Here is an 18497-nt window from a genome sequence, read left to right as displayed (position 1 = left end):
TTATGTAATTTGTGCAGACGCTCTACGATAAACCGCTAGAACAGCTGGAATTGCCAAACTTCGATATCAAGTAATTCCTACATCTGTAATGTCATTTCGGGATTAATTCTCTAACATTGACCCGTAGGGGGACGGAGGTAACTGGTGTCGACTTTTAAGATAAAGCCCTAGAGATTACAAAGCGAAGCTGGACTGGACGCTCAATTCGTCTGTTTGGATATTTTTTCGTTGCCAACGGTTCTGAATGAAAATTTGGACATTGTGTTCACCTCTTATTGGATACTTTGTTGGCTTGAAATTCTTAACGAATGGGCAAAAGTGGTATATCGATACTTGAAGCCTAGTGGCACATTCTACATCAAGGAGAATGAATCAATTGGAATGCTTGCAGAGTACTGGAAGGTTTGATAATTTTATGAACTCAAACTCATGATACCTATGCCTGAGTTGGGTTCTCCTTTAGGCATGAAGAAGACCTTCGAATTTACATCTAAATCCTGCATAGGAATCATGGCAAACTTTTTTCAATCATGTATAGTAGATAAAGTTTTTCGTTCAAATATTCTGAAATAACTAATATTCGACATCATTCCCAATTGACTCATATCCAGGCGAGATATAGCATAATTGTGTAAGCGTTTTCTGATTGCTCTTGTTAAATTGAAAGGAGGAGCAAAAAATGTCTGTTAATCAAATTAGCTCTATCCAAGGAAAGGTACATGAATTTCTTCAAGGAACTAAAGAATTGTTTATAGACGGCCGTTTTGTCCCTTCTTTGTCAGGCAAAACATTTCATACCATCAATCCTGCAACTGAAGAAGTATTAGCAGTTGTATCGGAAGCAGAATCAGCCGATATCGACAGAGCCGTAAAAGCAGCCCGTCGAGCTTTTGATGAAGGACCATGGTCAACCATGAGCGGTGCAGAACGCAGTCGGCTCCTTTACAAACTTGCAGACCTTATGGAAAAACACCAAGTTGAACTAGCTCAAATTGACACCTTAGATAATGGCAAACCTATCCGGGAAACCCTACATGCTGACGTTCCCCTCGCCATTGAACATTTCCGCTACTATGCAGGTTGGGCTACTAAAATTGTTGGCCAAACCATACCTGTGTCAGGAAATTTTTTCAACTATACTAGACATGAACCTGTTGGAGTTGTGGGTCAAATCATCCCTTGGAACTTTCCATTGCTGATGGCCGCTTGGAAGTTAGGAGCTGCATTGGCCATGGGATGCACAGTAGTATTAAAGCCCGCTGAACAAACTCCTCTCTCAGCCTTGTATCTGGCAACCTTAATTCAAGAAGCTGGTTTTCCTGATGGTGTCGTCAATGTTGTTCCTGGATTTGGTGAAACTGCAGGTGCAGCATTAGTGGACCATCCGCAGGTCGACAAAATCGCTTTTACCGGATCGACCGAAGTGGGCAAACTCATTATGCGACAAGCTGCCCAGACTCTGAAACGTGTCACTCTTGAGTTGGGTGGAAAATCTCCGAATATCATTCTACCCGATGCCGATTTGTCAAGAGCAGTACCTGGTTCGCTGATGGGTATCATGTTCAATCAAGGGCAGGTGTGCTGTGCCGGTTCACGTTTGTTCATTCAAAAAAAAGCATATGATAACGTAGTGGCTGATTTAGTTTCCATGACTAAAAATATTCGTCAAGGTCAGGGTATTGATCCGGATACAAGCATGGGCCCCCTCGTTTCGGATGAACAGCAAGCTAAAGTCCTTGGCTATATTGAAAGTGGTGTCAACGATGGTGCTGAACTTCTTGTGGGTGGCCATTGTCCAACTGAACAAGGTTATTTTGTTGCCCCCACCATCTTTGCCAATGTTCGAGATGAAATGACCATCGCTAAAGAAGAAATTTTTGGCCCAGTGGTAGCAGCAATGCCCTTTGAAGATCTTGACGAAGTCATCGAACGAGCCAACCGTTCAGATTATGGTTTAGCTGCTGGTTTATGGACAGAGAATGTGCGAAATGCTCATTATGTCGCTAGCAAATTAAAAGCAGGTACTGTTTGGGTCAATTGTTACAACGCTTTTGATGCTGCAGCACCATTTGGTGGATATAAACAGTCGGGAATTGGTCGTGAGATGGGTTCGTATGCTTTGAATAACTATACTGAAGTAAAAGATGTCTGGATTAGCTTAAGTTAAGCTCTCTTCGTTTATCAAATTTTGGAAATCAAAGTTATTTTATGATCGGCCTCGTCCCTTGCGAGGCCTTTTTCATTTTCCTAACCATGATATGATGATACCTTAATTGAAAACATTATAACCATATGGTTATAATGTTGGTTGTGAGGTGATTTCATGAACTTTGACCAGCTTGCTGATACGCTGAAAGCTCTCAGCGATCCAACTCGATTGAAAATTATTGCACTACTTCAAATTCGTGATTGCTGTGTGTGTGAACTGGTTCCTTTATTTGAGATCTCACAGCCAGCTGTTTCAAAACACATGAGTCGCTTAAAGAACGCAGATTTGGTTAAGGAGTCTCGCAAAGGAATGTGGGTGTTTTATTCCTTGAACCGCGATCGTTTGAATGAAATCGGAATATCTCTAACGAACTTACCTGACTTGTCCGAAGAGCTACGGCAACTTGAACAACAGGGTTTGCTCGTGCAGTGCGATTAAGGAGCGTGAAAACCATTGGGTAAACGGTTATCTTTTCTCGACCGATATCTCACCATCTGGATCTTTGCGGCAATGGCTGTTGGGATTGGTTTGGGGTACGTAGCCCCACATTTCGTCAACGGACTGAACCAATTGCAAGTCGGAACTACATCTATTCCAATCGCCATTGGTTTAATCCTGATGATGTATCCGCCGCTTGCGAAAGTACGGTATGAAGAGATAGGTCAGGTATTTCGAAATGGCAAAATCTTAGGGCTTTCTCTCCTTCAGAACTGGGTTATTGGACCTGTTTTAATGTTCATTCTTGCCCTGGTGTTCCTTCGTGGATATCCAGAATACATGGTTGGTCTAATTATGATTGGGTTGGCGCGTTGTATCGCCATGGTCATTGTTTGGAACGACCTTTCTAAGGGCAATGCGGAGTATGCGGCTGGACTCGTAGCGTTCAACTCTATCTTTCAGGTCCTATTTTATTCCGTTTATGCTTATATTTTCGTTACAGTGATTCCGCGCTGGCTGGGTTTTCAGAGCATGATCATTCACATTACCGTTGCTGAGGTCGCGAAAAGTGTCTTCATCTATTTAGGCATCCCGTTCTTAGCGGGTGCGATTACCCGTTATATCTTCGTCAAAGCAAAGGGGCGTTCTTGGTACGAGAAGAACTTCGTACCGAAAATCAGCCCGATTACACTAATTGCACTGTTATTCACCATCATTGTGATGTTCTCGCTCAAAGGAAACCTGATTGTACGGTTGCCAATGGATGTCGTTCGTATTGCCATTCCGCTACTCCTCTATTTTGTCGTCATGTTTTTGGTGTCCTTCTTCATGGGTAAACGGGCAGGCGCCGATTACTCCGTGACTTGTACCCTGTCTTTCACGGCGGCAAGCAATAACTTTGAACTTGCCATCGCAGTTGCCGTTGGCGTGTTTGGCATCAATTCAGGAGCTGCCTTTGCCGCCGTCATTGGGCCTTTGGTTGAAGTTCCTGTCATGCTAGCTTTGGTTAAGCTTGCACTGATTTTCCAGAAAAAATATTTCCTACAGGTAACAGCCTAAATGGAGGGAATTCTCATGGCAAACAAACCGCTCATTTATTTTTTGTGTACGGGCAACTCATGCCGCAGTCAAATGGCAGAAGGATGGGCAAGACATTTTGGTAAGGACAAAATTGAAGTTCATAGTGCAGGAATTGAAACACACGGTCTCAATCCAAGAGCCGTCTCTGCGATGAAGGATGCAGGTGTGGACATCTCCCATCACACGTCCGATTTGATTGACCCTGAGATTCTAAACAAAGCCGACTATGTAATCACGCTTTGCGGCGATGCCAATGATAAATGTCCCGTCACTCCAGCACATGTCCATCGCTTGCACTGGGGATTTGAAGACCCTGCGAAAACGACGGGGTCTGAAGAGGAAATTACCGCGAAGTTTCATGAAGTGCGGGATGCCATTAAAGAGCGCGTTGCAAAATTCTTGGAGGAGGAAGAGATGAATGATAGACTGTGACGTCCTGACAAAATGACGGGAAAAGGGCTTGTAGGGCAAGGATTTCTCCGTTTTGCCTCACGCTCTTTTCCCGCTTGAATCAGGTCTTTGTTTGTTCTGGAGCAGATGATTATTCGAGATTGCAGAGGATTGTTATGGAGCTACACTTTTCTCACAAGCGTCACTACGCACTCCACATGGGAAGTTTGCGGAAACATATCAAACGGCTGAACGGATGTAATTTGATAACCATTTTCAGCAAATGGCCGCAAATCGCGAGCAAGTGTGACCGGATTGCAGGAGACATACAAAAATGTTTGCGGATTTGCTTTTAATATAGCGGATATCACTTCAGAATGCAGACCTTTGCGAGGCGGATCTACCAAAATGGTATCAAACGAGTCATTGTCAGAAATTTGTCGAGGTAGCCAATGCTCTACAGTATCCTCAATAAACTGGACATTAAAAATATGATTAATTTCAGCGTTTTGCCTGGCATTCTCAACACTTGCGCGGACAGATTCTACACCAACCACAGTCTTAGCATAAGGTGAAAGCAGAAGCGATAGAGTTCCCGTACCAGAGTACGCATCCAGTAAACGAGTGGCAGAATGTTTCTGCAATCTGTCAATGACATGTCTGTATAATTGCTCGGCTTGAGCTGAATTGACTTGAAAGAAAGATTCCGCGGACAAACGAAAACGCACACCCAGCAATTCTTCTTCAATCCATGAAGAACCTGCAAGAATATCTGCTCGACGGCTATTGGGTCGATCCGTTTCATGAGAGGTTCTGTTTATACCTACCGTCAATAGTTTGCGCAGCGAACTTTCTAAATTTTGGTAGAATTTTTGGATGTGCTCAACCACTTTTTCGTATTCTGCCTGCACAGCCCAGATAATCATCTGCTGACCAGTCGCCACTGCTTCACGGAGATGTAAATGATGAATAGCCGCTTTAAGCTCTTTGGGCCACGTCTCCATTCCCTTTCTCACCGCTTGCCAAAGCAACATCAAACGAGGTGAGATAAGCCAGCAATCCTCAGTTGGGACTAACTCATGGCTCGAAGGAGCGTAAAATCCAAAAAGAAGTTTATCCTTCTGCCCGTCATATCGAACAGGAATCTGTACATGATTGCGATATCCATACGGAGATGGCGACGCGATAGTTGGTTGTACCTGCAAATTCTCAATTGCCGGTAACCCTCGTAATGAGCGACGCAAATGATGCTCTACCACTTTTTGTTTATGTAAGAGTTGGCCACGATAACTCAGGTGTTGTAATTGACATCCCCCGCATTGTCCAAATACTGAACACGGGGGATGCACTCGATCCTTTGATTCCGCCCCCAGTCGCTCTATCATTTCACCACGTAAAAAAGAACGCCCAGCAGACTGAACTCGTACATTCGCCACTTCGCCAGGCAAGAGATGCGGAACAAAAATCGTTACTCCCTCGAGCGTAGCCACACCTTCCCCATCATCATTGATACGTATAGGAGAGAGCGTTACCTGCTGACCAACGCATGATAGAAGTTCAGATTTAGGCACCGCAATGTTTCCTCCTCGCTTAGCGGGTTGCAAAGAAGTCTCCATAGGAGACTTGACTTTAGTTGTTTCCTGCCTTCAAAGCCGATATTTTCTCGAGCAAAAGCTTGTTCACTACACCAGGATTAGCTTGTCCTTTCGTAGCTTTCATGGTTTGTCCAACAAGTGCACCGAGAGCTTTCTCTTTTCCGTTTAGATAGTCCTCGACTGACTTGGGATTTTTAGAAATAATTTCATCCAAAATTCCACTCAACGCACTTTCGTCGCTAATTTGTTCATACCCTCGCTGCTGAATAATAACAGCCGCATCTACCCCTGTCTCAAACATCTCACGGAAAACTTCTCTGCCCTGCTTTATCGATATTTTCCCAGATTCAATTTGTTCAATCAGCTGGGCCAATTGATTCGCAGTCACCTTAGAATCCGCAATCGACTTACCCGCAGCGTTGAGCGCGCCCAACAAATCTCCCATGACCCAGTTGCTGGCAGTCTTTGCTTGAGCGCCGGCAGCGACTACTGCCTCAAAATATTCTGCTACTGCCCGTTCCGCTGTTAAAACACCCGCATCGTAGGCAGGCAGGCCAAATGACTCTACATAACGGCGGGCCTTGACATGCGGAAGTTCCGGGATCTCCCGGCGAACCCTTTCCAACCAAGCATCATCCATGTGGAGTAAAGCGAGATCGGGCTCAGGAAAATAACGATAGTCATGCGCTTCTTCTTTAGAACGCATGGATACCGTCGTTTGAGTGGCTTCATCGAACCGGCGTGTCTCCTGAACAACTGTCTGGCCTGATTCGAGTAGCTCGCGCTGACGTTTTTCCTCATATTCAAGACCGCGCTGCACATTACGGAAAGAGTTCATATTCTTCAATTCTGCTTTGTTGCCAAATTTTTCACTTCCCAGAGGACGCAAAGAAATATTCGCATCACAGCGCAGCGAACCTTCTTCCATACGACAATCAGACACGTCGCAATATTGCATAATGGACTTAAGAGCTTCCAGATAGAGACGCGCTTCTTCTGGCGAACGGATATCTGGCTCGGAAACAATTTCTATCAACGGTACGCCCGTTCGATTGTAATCAACCAACGTATGCGAACCATCGGCAGCGTGCATAGATTTTCCGGCATCTTCTTCAAGATGGAGACGCGTGATACCAATTCGTTTCGTTTTACCTTCGATCTCGATTTCAAGATAACCGTGTTCACCAACGGGCTTATCGTATTGGGATATTTGATAACCTTTCGGCAGATCTGGGTAAAAATAATTTTTGCGGTCAAACTTGCTTTCTTGATTGATCTGACAATTTAAAGCCAATGCAGCGCGCAAGGCAAGATTGACAGCTTGCTCATTAAGGACAGGCAAGGTACCAGGATGCCCTAAACATACTGGGCACACATGGGTATTGGGTTCGCTGCCTGACTCATTCTTACAACCACAAAAAATCTTGGTTGCTGTTTTTAATTCAACGTGAACTTCTAAACCAATGACCGTTTCGTAGTTCATTGTCCAACCTCCTCCGCAGCCAGTTGCACGCTGAAGCCGCGCAATTGTTCATAAGCATGCGCAACACGCAACAACGTCGCTTCATCGAAGGCTCGTCCTACCAATTGCATGCCCACTGGCAATCCGTCTACTTTCCCACATGGAACACTGATACCCGGAAGTCCCGCCAAGTTGGCTGGAATAGTGAATATGTCGTTTAAATACATCTGCAATGGACTTTCCAATTTTTCACCCATACGAAAAGCTGTTGTTGGCGTCGTTGGGGTAAGAATAACGTCGCATTTTGCGAAAGCTTTTTCATAATCTTGACGAATTAATGTACGCATTTTTTGTGCCCGTTTATAAAAAGCATCGTAATATCCACTGGACAGGGCATATGTACCAATCATAATGCGCCTTTTGACTTCCAGGCCAAAACCTTCGCTACGCGTCTTTTCATACATTTCAAGAAGCGTTTCTCCACTTGCACGTCGTCCATAACGAACACCGTCGTATCGGGCCAAATTTGAAGAAGCTTCTGCAGGCGCAATTAAATAGTAGGTTGCTACAGCATATGATTGGTGAGGTAAGTCAATTTCCACAATTTCTGCACCCGCAGAAGATAACGTGCGAATGGCGTTTTGCAAAGCATCTGCTACACCATTGTCCAGACCATGTAAGGCATCCTGCGGCAAAACTCCGACCCGCATACCTTTTATATCTCCAGTCAGAGCTTGGCTAAAACGTTCTGTCTCATGTTTGGCCGACGTCGAGTCATGCGGATCGTAACCTGAAATGGCTTCTAGCACGAGTGCAGCATCCTCAACCGTTTGTGTAAAGGGACCAATTTGGTCCAGTGAAGACGCGAAAGCGATAAGTCCAAACCTAGAGACACGTCCGTATGTAGGTTTGAGTCCCACGACTCCACAAAAAGCGGCTGGTTGACGAATCGAGCCACCCGTATCCGAACCCAATGCGAACGGAACCATGTTTGCAGCTACAGCTGCCGCCGAACCTCCGCTCGACCCTCCGGGAACAAAACCTAGGCGATGAGGATTATGTGTTTTTTGAAAAGCTGAATTCTCGGTAGAAGAACCCATGGCAAACTCATCAAGGTTTGTCTTTCCAACCAACACCGCATTTTCATTCTGTAATTTTTCTGCAACTGTGGCGCTGTACGGCGGAATATAGTTTTCAAGGATACGACTAGCTGCTGTTGTGCGTAAGCCTTCTGTACATATATTATCTTTCAAAGCGTAGGGTACACCGTAAAGCGAGCCAGACGGCTGTGACTCGTCCAATTTTTTGGCTTGCTGTATGGCCATTTCCGGTTGCACTGACAGAAAAGATTGAATACTGGACTCAGCACGTTCGATTTGCTGAATGGATAATTCTACCCATTCAGAAGGCTTACTTTCTCCAGATTGCAAAGAACGAATGATTTCTTTTACTGTTTGCATAACTGATTACCCCTCCAGCACTGCAGGCACGCGGACCTGACCTTGTTCCGAATCTGGTGCATTTTTGAGCGCTTCTTCTCTTGGCAAAGAGGGGCGTACCGCGTCTGCGCGCAAAGCGTTTACTAATTGAAATGAATGACTGGTGGCTACCACGTCATCAAGATTAAGTTGTTGAAGTTGTTCCGCATAGTGCAGTATGTCGTTTAATTCTGGAGTAAGTCGCTCCACTTCTGTTTCGGAGACTGCGAGCCGTGCCAATTTAGCCACATGGCGCACTGTATCTGCAGTAATTTGCAAGAATTTCATCCTCCTGTCTTGCCATGTCAAAAAATTGCCCCTAGAAGGGACACACAATTCAATGTCATGCATTATAGCATAGCTACAGAAGGAGATACGAAGTTAATTATCAGCGGGTTGCTAACTGCACAACAATAGAAGCAAGTGAAAAGCATATACCGAGTAAATAAAGAAAAGTAACTGTTTGAATTTGGCTTAACCCTGATTTCATCAAAACGTGAAAAGTGTGCCCTTTATCAGCAATATGAAGTGGCCGATTTTCCCTGACACGCCGAAAAAGAACCCAGACCGTATCCATAATAGGCACGCCAAGCGCCAAAACAGGTACAACCAAGGAAACAGCTGTAGCGCTTTTAAATGCCCCATCTACGGCAATGGCCGCCAAAACAAACCCAAGAAATGTTGCACCTGCATCACCCATGAAAATACGCGCCGGATAAAAATTGTGGCGAAGAAACCCGATAGCGCTACCCATCAAGGCAATGGAGAACACAGCCATTACCGGCTGACCTTTGAGCAATGCGACAAAAAACAACGTCATTGCTGAAATTGCTGCAATACCAGCCGCCAGCCCATCCACACCATCAAGAAAATTCATCATGTTTGTAATCGCAACTACCCATAGCACCGTGGCCAAAACTGAAACCCAAAGCGGGAAAGTGTCATATCGGTGTTGAAATGGCAAAGAAATACCTGTAATGCGAATTTGGTAAAGAACAAGTACTACAGCAGCAGCAATTTGCATCAAAAACTTAGGTAAAGCTTTAAAATCTTTACCTCTTGTTTTATAAAAATCATCCAAGACGCCGATAGAAAAAATCAAGAAACCCCCAATGGCAATTCCCCAAAAGGTACTGCCCGCCTTCCCCATCCAAGCCGCAGTGACAAGAAACCCACAATAGATAGAGAGTCCGCCGAGTAAAGGAATAGGCTCTTTATGAATTTTCCTTCCATTAGGTTGATCTACAAAGCCAAGATGAACAGCAAATTTTCGAATAAATGGCACCGTAGCATAAACAATTCCTAAGGATAAAAGAAAGCTCACGAGATAATACCAAACGGGATGCATGTGATTCAGGGGACCTCCTATCGCCCAACCTGAGTGTCTTTTTTACCCTTCCACATCGTATTATGGTTTATGTCTACATTGATGCATATTACAATATTTAGAATGCTTTCCTCATTCTGATGTTCTATTGGATAAAGAAGCAAACCATCTTACACGGCCCTCATTATACCAGACCTTGAGCAACAGACAAGATATCATCTCTTTCTTGAAATTTCATAGAAAGAGACATGCACAGAAAAGCATGAGCATACGTTGGAGAAGAGGCGGAAAACCTGTCGCCGCTAAATTCTATGGAAGAGGAGATGGCCGTATCCATGACCACTCACGAAATCATCGCAGCATGCGTCATTGCTATTCCGGTTGCTTTTGCAATCGGTCGGTATTCGAGCAGAGTTGCGATTTTTCACACACGGACGTCAGAAACATTGAGTGTACCAGAATTTCTACGTTCCAAAGAACATCAATAAGCATTCATTTTTCGTACATCTGAGATTCATGGATGTTTGCAAAAGCGCCCTGACTACACAAAAGCAGTCAGGTGCGCCTTACATTTGTTTGGGGGATATACGGGGCAATCGATTCCAAAAATTGTTCTTCATTCAAAATGAGCAGATGCGGTTGTTTCCCGGAAGCACGAATGTCTTCCGCCTTCTTCAATTTTGAACCAGCTTCATTCCCAGCAATTAAAATATCTGTTTTGCTGCTCACACTGCTTGTTACACGACCGCCTAACTGCTCGATCAGACGAGTAGCCTCAGCGCGATCGTACGATTGAAGCGTTCCTGTCAATACAACCACTTTGTCAGAATAGGGTGTTTTCTGCTCTTGCTCCGTAACAATATGATTCTCAGTTGGCCAAACGCCAAGTTTTTGAAAATCGTCCAGCATGTGCAATATCGCAGCTTCATGAAAGTATTGGTAAATACTTTCTGCCATTTTGGGACCAATATCGCGAAGTGAAAGCAGTTCTTCATACGATGCATTTTTCAGGGCATCCAGACTGCCAAAGGACCGGGCTAGCGTTTTGGCAGCTTTTTCACCCACCATGCGAATACCGAGTCCAAATATGAAACGATACAGTTCATTGTTCTTGCTTCGTTCAATAGCTGCAAGAAGTTTCTCTGCTGATTTTTCCCCCATTCGTTCCAGAGTCAATAAAGCATCTCGTTGCAACCGATAGATATCTGGCAAACTGCGTAGCAAATTTTTCTGAACCAGAATTCCAACCCACGTTTCTCCCAATCCTTCAATATTCATGGCGTCCCGAGAAGCGAAATGAATCAACCCTTCGCGCAACAACGCTGGGCAATTAGGATTGACACAACGCCAAGCAACTTCTCCAGCAAACTTATGCAGATTTTCCCCACATTCCGGGCAAGCGGCAGGCATCTCAAACGACTTTTCCTTGCCTGTACGCCGATTGGGCAAGGACTGTACCACCTCGGGTATAATGTCTCCAGCCTTTTGCACAATAATCCAATCACCGACACGAATATCGCGTGCGTGAATAATATCTTCATTATGTAAAGAGGCACGCGTAACTGTGGTTCCTGCCAACTGTACCGGATGAAAAACAGCTGTAGGTGTCACCACACCTGTCCGTCCAACATGCAAAACAATCTCCTGTAACTGAGTTTCCGCCTGTTCTGCTTGATATTTATAAGCGATGGCCCAGCGTGGACTCTTAGCTGTAAACCCAAGTACTTGCTGTTGAGCAAAATTGTCCACTTTTACAACCATGCCGTCTGTAGCGTAAGGCAACGTATGACGTTTTTCCGACCAATCCTGAATATATTGGATGACTTCATCAATACTCATACCGCCGCGTCTCTCTCCGACCGCTGGCAAACCAAGGGAACGCGCAAAATCGAGCGCTTGCGAATGTGTAGACAAATCTCTTCCTTCAATATAAGCAACCTGGTAGACAATCAAAGATAAACCTCGTTTGGCCGCAATAGCTGGATCAAGTTGGCGCAATGAACCGGCTGCGGCGTTGCGAGGATTCGCAAAAAGGGGCAATCCCTGTGCTTCACGTTCCTCATTTAGTCGTAAAAATGTTTGTTTTGGCATATAAGCTTCACCGCGCACTTCAAGCGTCAACGGTTCTTTTAATTGCAAAGGCAGGCTGCGAATGGTTCGCAAATTGGCCGTGATATCTTCGCCAGTCTCTCCGTCTCCCCGCGTTGCTCCAAGCGCAAGTTTCCCTTCTTCGTAACGCAGGGACACAGCTAAACCATCAATTTTCAGTTCACAAACATATTGTACTGAATCACCCACCACATCTCTCACACGCTGATCAAACTCTCGTAACTCTTCTGGAGAATACGCATTGGCCAAAGACAGCATGGGTAACTGGTGAACAACCTTCACCAATGACTGGCGAGGCGAACCGCCCACTCGTTGCGTAGGTGAATTGGGATCAGCCCATTCCGGATAACGGCGTTCCAAATCTTGTAATTCACGCATCATCTTATCCCATTCAGCATCACTGATGCGTGGTGCATCTTCTTCATAATAAAGACGATTATGTTCTTCAATTTCTTCTATTAGCTGTTTCATGCGCGCCTTTGCTTGCTCAGCGTCCAATCCTGCTTTCCCCTTCCTAAACGACTAGCTTGTCCTCGTCAACTACCCACCACCTAAGAGGTGGGGGCTTGTATCTCCCCAGAAGTGCAAGCGACCTCGGTCTCCTTCTTTAACTTGGGGATACATCGTGGGGTGGCTGACAACACCCCGGCCACACAGGCTATGCCGATGTGGTCACTGCAACCAGGTACTCAATTCCCTTTCGGTGCAGATTCATGCCACCTATCCGATCATCATTGGACCGATAATGGCAGTTTTTACACGTAAAACGATGGTGTTTTTTATCGCGGTTCGCTTTTTCGATATGCCCACACTTTGGGCAAGTTTGGGACGTATAGCGGGGATCGACAGCAATCACTTTCGATTGCAATTTAATGGCTTTATATTCGATCATCTGCCGAAGCTGATCATACGCCCACGATACCGATTCGTAGCGATGCCGTTTGCGTACTTTTTCTGTCGCTTCACGAACGCCCGTTAAGTCTTCCAAAACATACAAGGCGTTGGCTCCATACCGTTCTACGAGTGCCTTACTGACCTGATGATTCACATCGGTCATCCAACGGGTTTCTCGTTGTCCGATCTTCTTGAGTCGCCGCCTGGCTGATGCCGTTTGACGTTGTTGCAAGTGCCTTCTTAATTGTTTGTAGTGCGCACGCTTGTCTTTCACATGGCGACCTTTGACAAACCAGACTTTGCCATGCGAATCGTAAGTCGTGACAAGAAAATTCATTCCCATATCCACGCCAACAATCTCGTTGATATGTTCCCATTCTGTCTCTTCGATATGTTTGGTCATGGGGATATGCAAAAAGAACTTCCCGTGTTTATAGACCACTTTGGCCGTACCAAACTTCCACGTTCCATCAAAGTAATGTTCCATGCCTTTCGTTACGAACGGCACTTTGACTCTGCCTGCTAAGGTGTTGACTGAAAACACACCGTGTCCCAGCGAATAGTCACGATTCCAGACTAAATCCAGTTCTGGCTTTTTGAATCCGACTTTCTTCCAGTCGTGACCGTTTTCCATCATGCTTTTGTATCGGGCGATGACGGTCTTTATGACGGACTGGGCCATTTGCGAACGCAAACCGAACGTTTCTCGCAGATAGCGATACGTGGTGGTATGTAGACGGGCTTGTATGAGATTTTTTGTGGTGTAAATCACACCCGACAAATAATTGCAACCTTCGCGATAGGCCTGTAATGTTTGTTGTAACATCGTGTGTTGTTCCTCAGTCGGTACAATTTTCACTTTTGCCGTGAGCACAAGTTCCACGCTCTCACCACCTTTCACTAAAATTAGTGTATCGTTGTTTTAGTGATGCTTAAAGAGGAAAAGTTCGTGGCAATTCCTCCCCCACTTTATGCAGTGGGAGTATCCTTGCCACATTATGATGAATTCCCACTTCATAAATAGATCTTGCCAACCTATTCACTCTTGCGAATGGGCGCAAAACGAGCCGCAAGTTTTCGCTCACCAATCGGTGCTGGAAAATGAACTGTCATTTCCATATCCTCTCCACTGCCACTGGTGGAAAGAATCACACCTTGTCCCCATTTCCGATGCAAAACGCGATCTCCAACATGATATTCGACAGACAAATCCGCTCCGAAAGAGGAAGGTATCTGTTGTAGCAAGCCGCTTGAACGAGGACGCCACAACTCGCGTTTCTCTGAAGGCTGTCCAGGAGAAATTCGCTGCAAACAATGAACCGGCATTTCTTTGAGAAACCGAGATGGTGTATAACTGTGCACATCACCAAAAATCATTCGTGTAGCGCATGTACTCAAATAAAGTCGTTTGCGGGCGCGGGTAACTCCCACGTAGCAAAGTCGACGTTCTTCTTCCAGTTCCTCTTCACTATTGAAAGAGCGGCTATGCGGAAAAATACCTTCTTCCATACCGATTAAAAAAACGATGGGAAATTCCAGTCCTTTGGCACTATGCAGTGTCATGAGCGTGACACCTTGCGCCGATTCAGGCGAAGGGCGACCATTATCCATGTCTGTATCAGCCACCAGGGAGACATCAGTAAGAAATTGACTCAGCCTTTCTACAGGTTCCAATCCTGGCCAATTTTCATCAAACTCCTTCGTCAGCGAGAGAAATTCTTCGAGGTTTTCTATGCGACTCTCTGCTTCTAAAGAATGTTCTGTCTGCAGCATCTCCACGTATTTTGTCTGCTCAATGATCAGACGAGTGATTTCTGTAACCGACAATTTTTTCTGCTGTTCATGACATTCTTCCATCCACTCCGCAAAGGAGGTTAAACCCATTTTAGCTTTGCCGCTTAAACCAGCAGCCTCGAGATGTTCACAGGCCGCCAACAAGGGCATTTGATGTGCATTTGCATATTCTGCTAATCTGCCTAGCGATGTGTCACCAATTCCGCGTTTTGGCACATTGACGATGCGCAAAAATGAAGCGTCGTCCGCAGGATTGTCAATAAGTCTTAAATAAGCAATCAAATCACGAATTTCTTTTCGTTCGTAAAAACGCACACCGCCATAGATGCGGTAGGGTATACCTCGTTGCAAAAAGGTTTCCTCAATCACACGCGATTGAGCGTTTGTACGATACAGCACAGCAGCATCCGTGTATTGTCCTCCCGCTTCGACCCATTTCACCAACTCTTGAGAGATCCAGGCAGCTTCAACACGCTCATCACGGCATTCCAAAAGTTGAGCAGCCTCACCTTTTTCACCATCCGTCCACAGCGTCTTCTCTTGACGATCGCGATTATTTCGAATTACATGATTGGCAATATCCAGGATGGTTTGCGTTGAACGGTAATTTTGTTCTAAACGAATCACCTTGGCTTCCGGGAAGTCTTTTTCAAACTGCAAAATATTACGAATATCCGCACCACGCCAACCATAAATAGATTGATCGGAATCCCCTACGGCGCAAAGATTTCGATGCTCATCTGCAAGTAGGCGGATCAAGATATATTGAGCATGATTGGTATCCTGATATTCATCCACATGAATGTAACGATATTTTTGACTGTATGCCGACCGAACCTCGGGAACTGCGCGAAAAAGTTCAACTGTTTTCATAATGAGATCGTCAAAATCAAGCGCTTCGTTCAGTTTCAATCTGCGCTCATATTCGATGTAGGTGTCTGCTACTATTCGGCTAAACAAATCACGTGCTCCATCTTTAGCCTTTTGGGGATTCACCAATGCATTTTTATGCTGACTAATGCCTCCCAGCACCGCACGCGGGTCAAATCTCTTGCTATCTATTTGGTAATCGCGCAGAATTTTACGTACAATGGCAATCTGATCCGAACTGTCAAGTACGGTAAACCGCGTACTGTATCCCATCTGGTCAATATCGCGGCGTAAAATTTTTGCACAGAAAGAATGGAATGTGCTGGCCATGACATCTTGTCCAGCCAGTCCAACCCATTGTTCAATACGCTCACGCATTTCGCGTGCAGCTTTATTGGTAAAAGTAATGGCAAGCACATTCCAAGGCGAAACTCGACAATGCCCCAGCAGATAAGCTATCCTGCGAGTGAGTACGCTTGTTTTTCCGCTGCCTGCACCAGCGAGAATCAAAAGTGGTCCCTCTGTAGCTTGTACAGCTTCTAATTGAGCGGGATTCAGTCCGTCGAGAATACGCTCGCTGCCAATTCCCATTTTATGCATAAACATCAAGCACCTAACTTCCCTTGGAGGATGATTTCTATTATATCAGTCCTCAACTCATGGATGCGAACAAATGACCGAACATATAAAGGCTTTTTAGAGAGTTGACGCTCCAAGAGGAAGCGTGCTATAGTAGCTTTTGTTCAAATAGAGGTCTTTATTTTCGGAATGTAGCTCAGGTGGTAGAGCGCACGGTTCGGGACCGTGAGGCCGCAGGTTCGAGTCCTGTCATTCCGACCAGGTTGCCTAGAATGTGATAATCCGTTTTTTAAACATAAAAAATAAAGTCGCAGATTCCTTGTTTAAATTGAGAGAATCAGGCGACTTTTTTTAATCTACAATCCATTACTTTTCATCTTTCGTATTGACGATTAAAGCAGCAAGCGCAATATAAGTAATGAAAAGTCTGGCGCTTGTAGCCGTAAAATCAATTTTCTTTTGTCTAGCAATACCAAGGACGTAGATAAGCGTAGATTGCAAAATAAGAAATAGAAAAGCGATATTGTTGTACCCTTCCGGCAAGAGAGCTTCCAGAAGCAAAAATGATATCATGGCCCAGACTATAGTTCTGGTCAAGAAGTCATCGTTCATACTCCTACCCCCTAGTCCAGCCACCTATCGTCTGTTGTCATTTTACGCCATCCTCAAACAAAGAGGCACTGACAATTGCCACTCCCCAATTCGAAGTCGAATGAAAAGAAAACTTCTTTGTCTTTTATCTAAGTACGTCTGAGGTCTAGATTATTGATCAAGTTCTTCCCATTCTTCTTCGGTTCCCAATTCAGGCAACAATAAAGACGCTTGGCTATTCGGCAATGCTTCCACTTGTCTTAATTTACGTTCAATGCCGCGCGAACTTCGAGAAGCTCGTTCTATCACATTACTTGCTTCTTGTAATTTTTTCTGAGTTTTTTGGAGCAAGTCCCCAAATGTACCAAACTGTGTCTTAATGGCCCCCAGTAACTCCCACACTTCGCTCGATCTCTTTTGAATAGCCAGTGTACGAAATCCCATTTGCAAACTGTTTAACAAAGCAGTGATGGTGGTGGGCCCTGAGACAATCACCCGAAATTCTTGTTGCAATTTTTCCAGCATGCCTGGTTGACGCAATACTTCAGCAAACAAGCCTTCAATGGGCAGATACAGAATAGCAAAATCTGTCGTATGAGGTGGGTCAAGATATTTGTCGGATATCGATTTTGCCTCTTGACGAATTCTTGACAGCAGAGACTTGGCAGTTTCCTGCATGAATTCCAAGTCCCCTCTGTCTTCCGCATCTAACATCCTTTGATAGTCTTCCAATGGAAATTTACAATCAATTGGCAACCATACGGCTTCATCTTGACGATCACGACCTGGCAATTTTATGGCAAACTCAACGCGATCGGCAGAACCTTTGCGCACTGAGACATTTTTCTCATACTGTTCGGGTGATAATATTTGCTCAAGAAGCATTTCTAATTGAATTTCTCCAAATGTACCTCTGGTTTTGACGTTGCCAAGCACTCGCTTTAAATCTCCTACATTACTGGCTAATGTCTGCATCTCGCCCAAACCTTTATGGACAGCTTCTAAACGTTCGCTGACCAGCTTAAAGGATTCTGTCAAACGTTGTTCAAGCGTAGCATTGAGCTTTTCATCTACTGTTTGGCGCATTTTTTCCAATTGAAGTGCATTATCTTCCTGTATTTTATGAAGTTGTTTTTCCACAATATCTCTGACACGTTCCAATTTTTGCTCATTCATCGTCGTCAACTGTGAAAGTTGATTAGAAAAGGCGTCAAACAAATTTTTTTGCTGTTGACCAAAAGTCTGGAACTGTTGCTGAAGCTGCTCACCGCTTTGACGCTGCAAACGTTCCAATTGTTGACCTAATTCCGCACGCATCTCTCGAAACTCCTGATGTTGTCCATTAAGGATTTTTTCTCTTTCAACAGAAAAACTCTCTTTCATAGCGTCCAAGTCATGATTGAGACGGGTCAATGACTCCAACCATTCCGGATTTCGTTCTCTGTTTTGCTTTCTAAACAACCAAATCATCAGGATAATTTGTAAAATGAGGACAATCGGCAATAGATAGGACATTGAAAAACCTCCTCAGGGTAATCCATCTTTTCAAACCAAAAGATTGCATCATCTCCCTGTTCAATTTAAATAAATTTTCGCTTATTCCTCTCGACTGCACAACCACATCATCTATGCTCTTCTGATGGTCTAGACAGAGTTTCACACATTGCTACGATTTGTGGTA

General features: G+C 44.7%; 16 protein-coding genes and 1 tRNA gene. 7 read left to right on the top strand and 10 right to left on the bottom strand.

The features are described 5' to 3' along the window. The first annotated feature begins 192 nt into the window (after positions 1–192). From FY534_RS14960 to arsC, 5 genes are all read left to right on the top strand, one after another. Positions 193–408 (top strand): hypothetical protein, encoded by a 216-nt coding sequence (locus FY534_RS14960; RefSeq protein WP_370541559.1) that lies wholly within the window; start codon positions 193–195, stop codon positions 406–408. A gap of 271 nt (positions 409–679) precedes the next feature. Beyond that, positions 680–2167: an aldehyde dehydrogenase family protein gene (locus FY534_RS02865; protein WP_072875368.1), complete on the top strand. Its 1488-nt coding sequence runs from the start codon at positions 680–682 to the stop codon at positions 2165–2167. Between the two features lie 156 nt (positions 2168–2323). Beyond that, positions 2324–2647 carry an ArsR/SmtB family transcription factor gene (locus tag FY534_RS02860; protein WP_072875367.1) on the top strand — a complete coding sequence of 108 codons (324 nt, stop codon included), beginning with the start codon at positions 2324–2326 and terminating at the stop codon, positions 2645–2647. Between the two features lie 15 nt (positions 2648–2662). Then, positions 2663–3706 (top strand): ACR3 family arsenite efflux transporter, encoded by a 1044-nt coding sequence (arsB, locus tag FY534_RS02855; RefSeq protein WP_072875366.1) that lies wholly within the window; start codon positions 2663–2665, stop codon positions 3704–3706. 15 nt (positions 3707–3721) lie between these two features. Next, positions 3722–4159: an arsenate reductase (thioredoxin) gene (gene arsC / locus FY534_RS02850; RefSeq protein WP_203115128.1), complete on the top strand. Its 438-nt coding sequence runs from the start codon at positions 3722–3724 to the stop codon at positions 4157–4159. A 140-nt stretch (positions 4160–4299) separates the two neighbouring features. Here the strand turns inward: arsC and rlmD are convergent, their stop codons facing one another. The 5 genes from rlmD to FY534_RS02825 form a co-directional block, all read right to left on the bottom strand. Next, complete coding sequence (rlmD, locus tag FY534_RS02845) at positions 4300–5688, bottom strand: 23S rRNA (uracil(1939)-C(5))-methyltransferase RlmD (RefSeq protein ID WP_203115126.1); 1389 nt, start codon at positions 5686–5688, stop codon at positions 4300–4302. Positions 5689–5746: 58 nt separating this feature from the next. After that, a complete protein-coding gene (gene gatB / locus FY534_RS02840) occupies positions 5747–7195 on the bottom strand; it encodes an Asp-tRNA(Asn)/Glu-tRNA(Gln) amidotransferase subunit GatB (RefSeq protein WP_072873492.1) in 1449 nt (482 codons plus the stop codon). Next, complete coding sequence (gatA, locus tag FY534_RS02835) at positions 7192–8634, bottom strand: Asp-tRNA(Asn)/Glu-tRNA(Gln) amidotransferase subunit GatA (protein WP_072873493.1); 1443 nt, start codon at positions 8632–8634, stop codon at positions 7192–7194. The genes gatB and gatA overlap by 4 nt, the downstream gene beginning before the upstream one ends. Before the next feature lie 6 nt (positions 8635–8640). After that, on the bottom strand, positions 8641–8931 hold the full coding sequence (gene gatC / locus FY534_RS02830) for an Asp-tRNA(Asn)/Glu-tRNA(Gln) amidotransferase subunit GatC (RefSeq protein WP_370541543.1): 291 nt from the start codon (positions 8929–8931) through the stop codon (positions 8641–8643). A gap of 109 nt (positions 8932–9040) precedes the next feature. Beyond that, positions 9041–10000, bottom strand: a complete 960-nt coding sequence (locus FY534_RS02825) for an MraY family glycosyltransferase (protein ID WP_072873495.1) — start codon at positions 9998–10000, stop codon at positions 9041–9043. A gap of 314 nt (positions 10001–10314) precedes the next feature. Here FY534_RS02825 and FY534_RS02820 point away from each other — a divergent pair, with 314 nt between their 5' ends. Beyond that, on the top strand, positions 10315–10467 hold the full coding sequence (locus FY534_RS02820; protein ID WP_165611948.1) for a hypothetical protein: 153 nt from the start codon (positions 10315–10317) through the stop codon (positions 10465–10467). A gap of 67 nt (positions 10468–10534) precedes the next feature. On the opposite strand, the gene ligA is transcribed toward FY534_RS02820, so the two are convergent. The 3 genes from ligA to pcrA form a co-directional block, all read right to left on the bottom strand. Continuing rightward, a complete protein-coding gene (ligA, locus tag FY534_RS02815) occupies positions 10535–12586 on the bottom strand; it encodes an NAD-dependent DNA ligase LigA (protein ID WP_255567409.1) in 2052 nt (683 codons plus the stop codon). A 160-nt stretch (positions 12587–12746) separates the two neighbouring features. Then, the gene (locus FY534_RS02810) at positions 12747–13865 is read right to left on the bottom strand and encodes an RNA-guided endonuclease InsQ/TnpB family protein (RefSeq protein ID WP_072873497.1); all 1119 of its coding nucleotides are present in this window, start codon (positions 13863–13865) and stop codon (positions 12747–12749) included. 152 nt (positions 13866–14017) lie between these two features. Further along, the gene (pcrA, locus tag FY534_RS02805; protein ID WP_370541558.1) at positions 14018–16246 is read right to left on the bottom strand and encodes a DNA helicase PcrA; all 2229 of its coding nucleotides are present in this window, start codon (positions 16244–16246) and stop codon (positions 14018–14020) included. A 164-nt stretch (positions 16247–16410) separates the two neighbouring features. Here pcrA and FY534_RS02800 point away from each other — a divergent pair. Then, positions 16411–16486 (top strand) — tRNA-Pro (locus FY534_RS02800). Positions 16487–16591: 105 nt separating this feature from the next. Here the strand turns inward: FY534_RS02800 and FY534_RS02795 are convergent. Together FY534_RS02795 and rmuC are read right to left on the bottom strand one after the other, a co-directional pair. Then, positions 16592–16837, bottom strand: a complete 246-nt coding sequence (locus FY534_RS02795; RefSeq protein WP_072873498.1) for a hypothetical protein — start codon at positions 16835–16837, stop codon at positions 16592–16594. Between the two features lie 150 nt (positions 16838–16987). Further along, a complete protein-coding gene (gene rmuC, locus FY534_RS02790) occupies positions 16988–18331 on the bottom strand; it encodes a DNA recombination protein RmuC (protein WP_072873499.1) in 1344 nt (447 codons plus the stop codon). Between the last annotated feature and the right edge of the window lie 166 nt (positions 18332–18497).

The sequence above is a fragment of the Alicyclobacillus sp. TC genome, from assembly GCF_016804365.1.
GTDB classification, from domain to species: Bacteria; Bacillota; Bacilli; order Alicyclobacillales; family Alicyclobacillaceae; genus Alicyclobacillus_I; species Alicyclobacillus_I tolerans.
This window is presented reverse-complemented; position numbering and strand designations above follow the sequence as displayed.

Excerpts from the sequence above, each read along its gene's own strand:
- arsC (WP_203115128.1), top strand. The coding sequence starts at position 3,722 with ATGGCAAACAAACCGCTCATTTATTTTTTGTGTACGGGCAACTCATGC.
- gatB (WP_072873492.1), bottom strand. The coding sequence starts at position 7,195 with ATGAACTACGAAACGGTCATTGGTTTAGAAGTTCACGTTGAATTAAAA.
- gatA (WP_072873493.1), bottom strand. The coding sequence starts at position 8,634 with ATGCAAACAGTAAAAGAAATCATTCGTTCTTTGCAATCTGGAGAAAGT.
- FY534_RS02820 (WP_165611948.1), top strand. The coding sequence starts at position 10,315 with ATGACCACTCACGAAATCATCGCAGCATGCGTCATTGCTATTCCGGTT.
- rmuC (WP_072873499.1), bottom strand. The coding sequence starts at position 18,331 with ATGTCCTATCTATTGCCGATTGTCCTCATTTTACAAATTATCCTGATG.
- pcrA (WP_370541558.1), bottom strand. The coding sequence starts at position 16,246 with ATGCATAAAATGGGAATTGGCAGCGAGCGTATTCTCGACGGACTGAAT.
- FY534_RS02795 (WP_072873498.1), bottom strand. The coding sequence starts at position 16,837 with ATGAACGATGACTTCTTGACCAGAACTATAGTCTGGGCCATGATATCA.
- FY534_RS02825 (WP_072873495.1), bottom strand. The coding sequence starts at position 10,000 with ATGCATCCCGTTTGGTATTATCTCGTGAGCTTTCTTTTATCCTTAGGA.
- FY534_RS02860 (WP_072875367.1), top strand. The coding sequence starts at position 2,324 with ATGAACTTTGACCAGCTTGCTGATACGCTGAAAGCTCTCAGCGATCCA.
- FY534_RS02865 (WP_072875368.1), top strand. The coding sequence starts at position 680 with ATGTCTGTTAATCAAATTAGCTCTATCCAAGGAAAGGTACATGAATTT.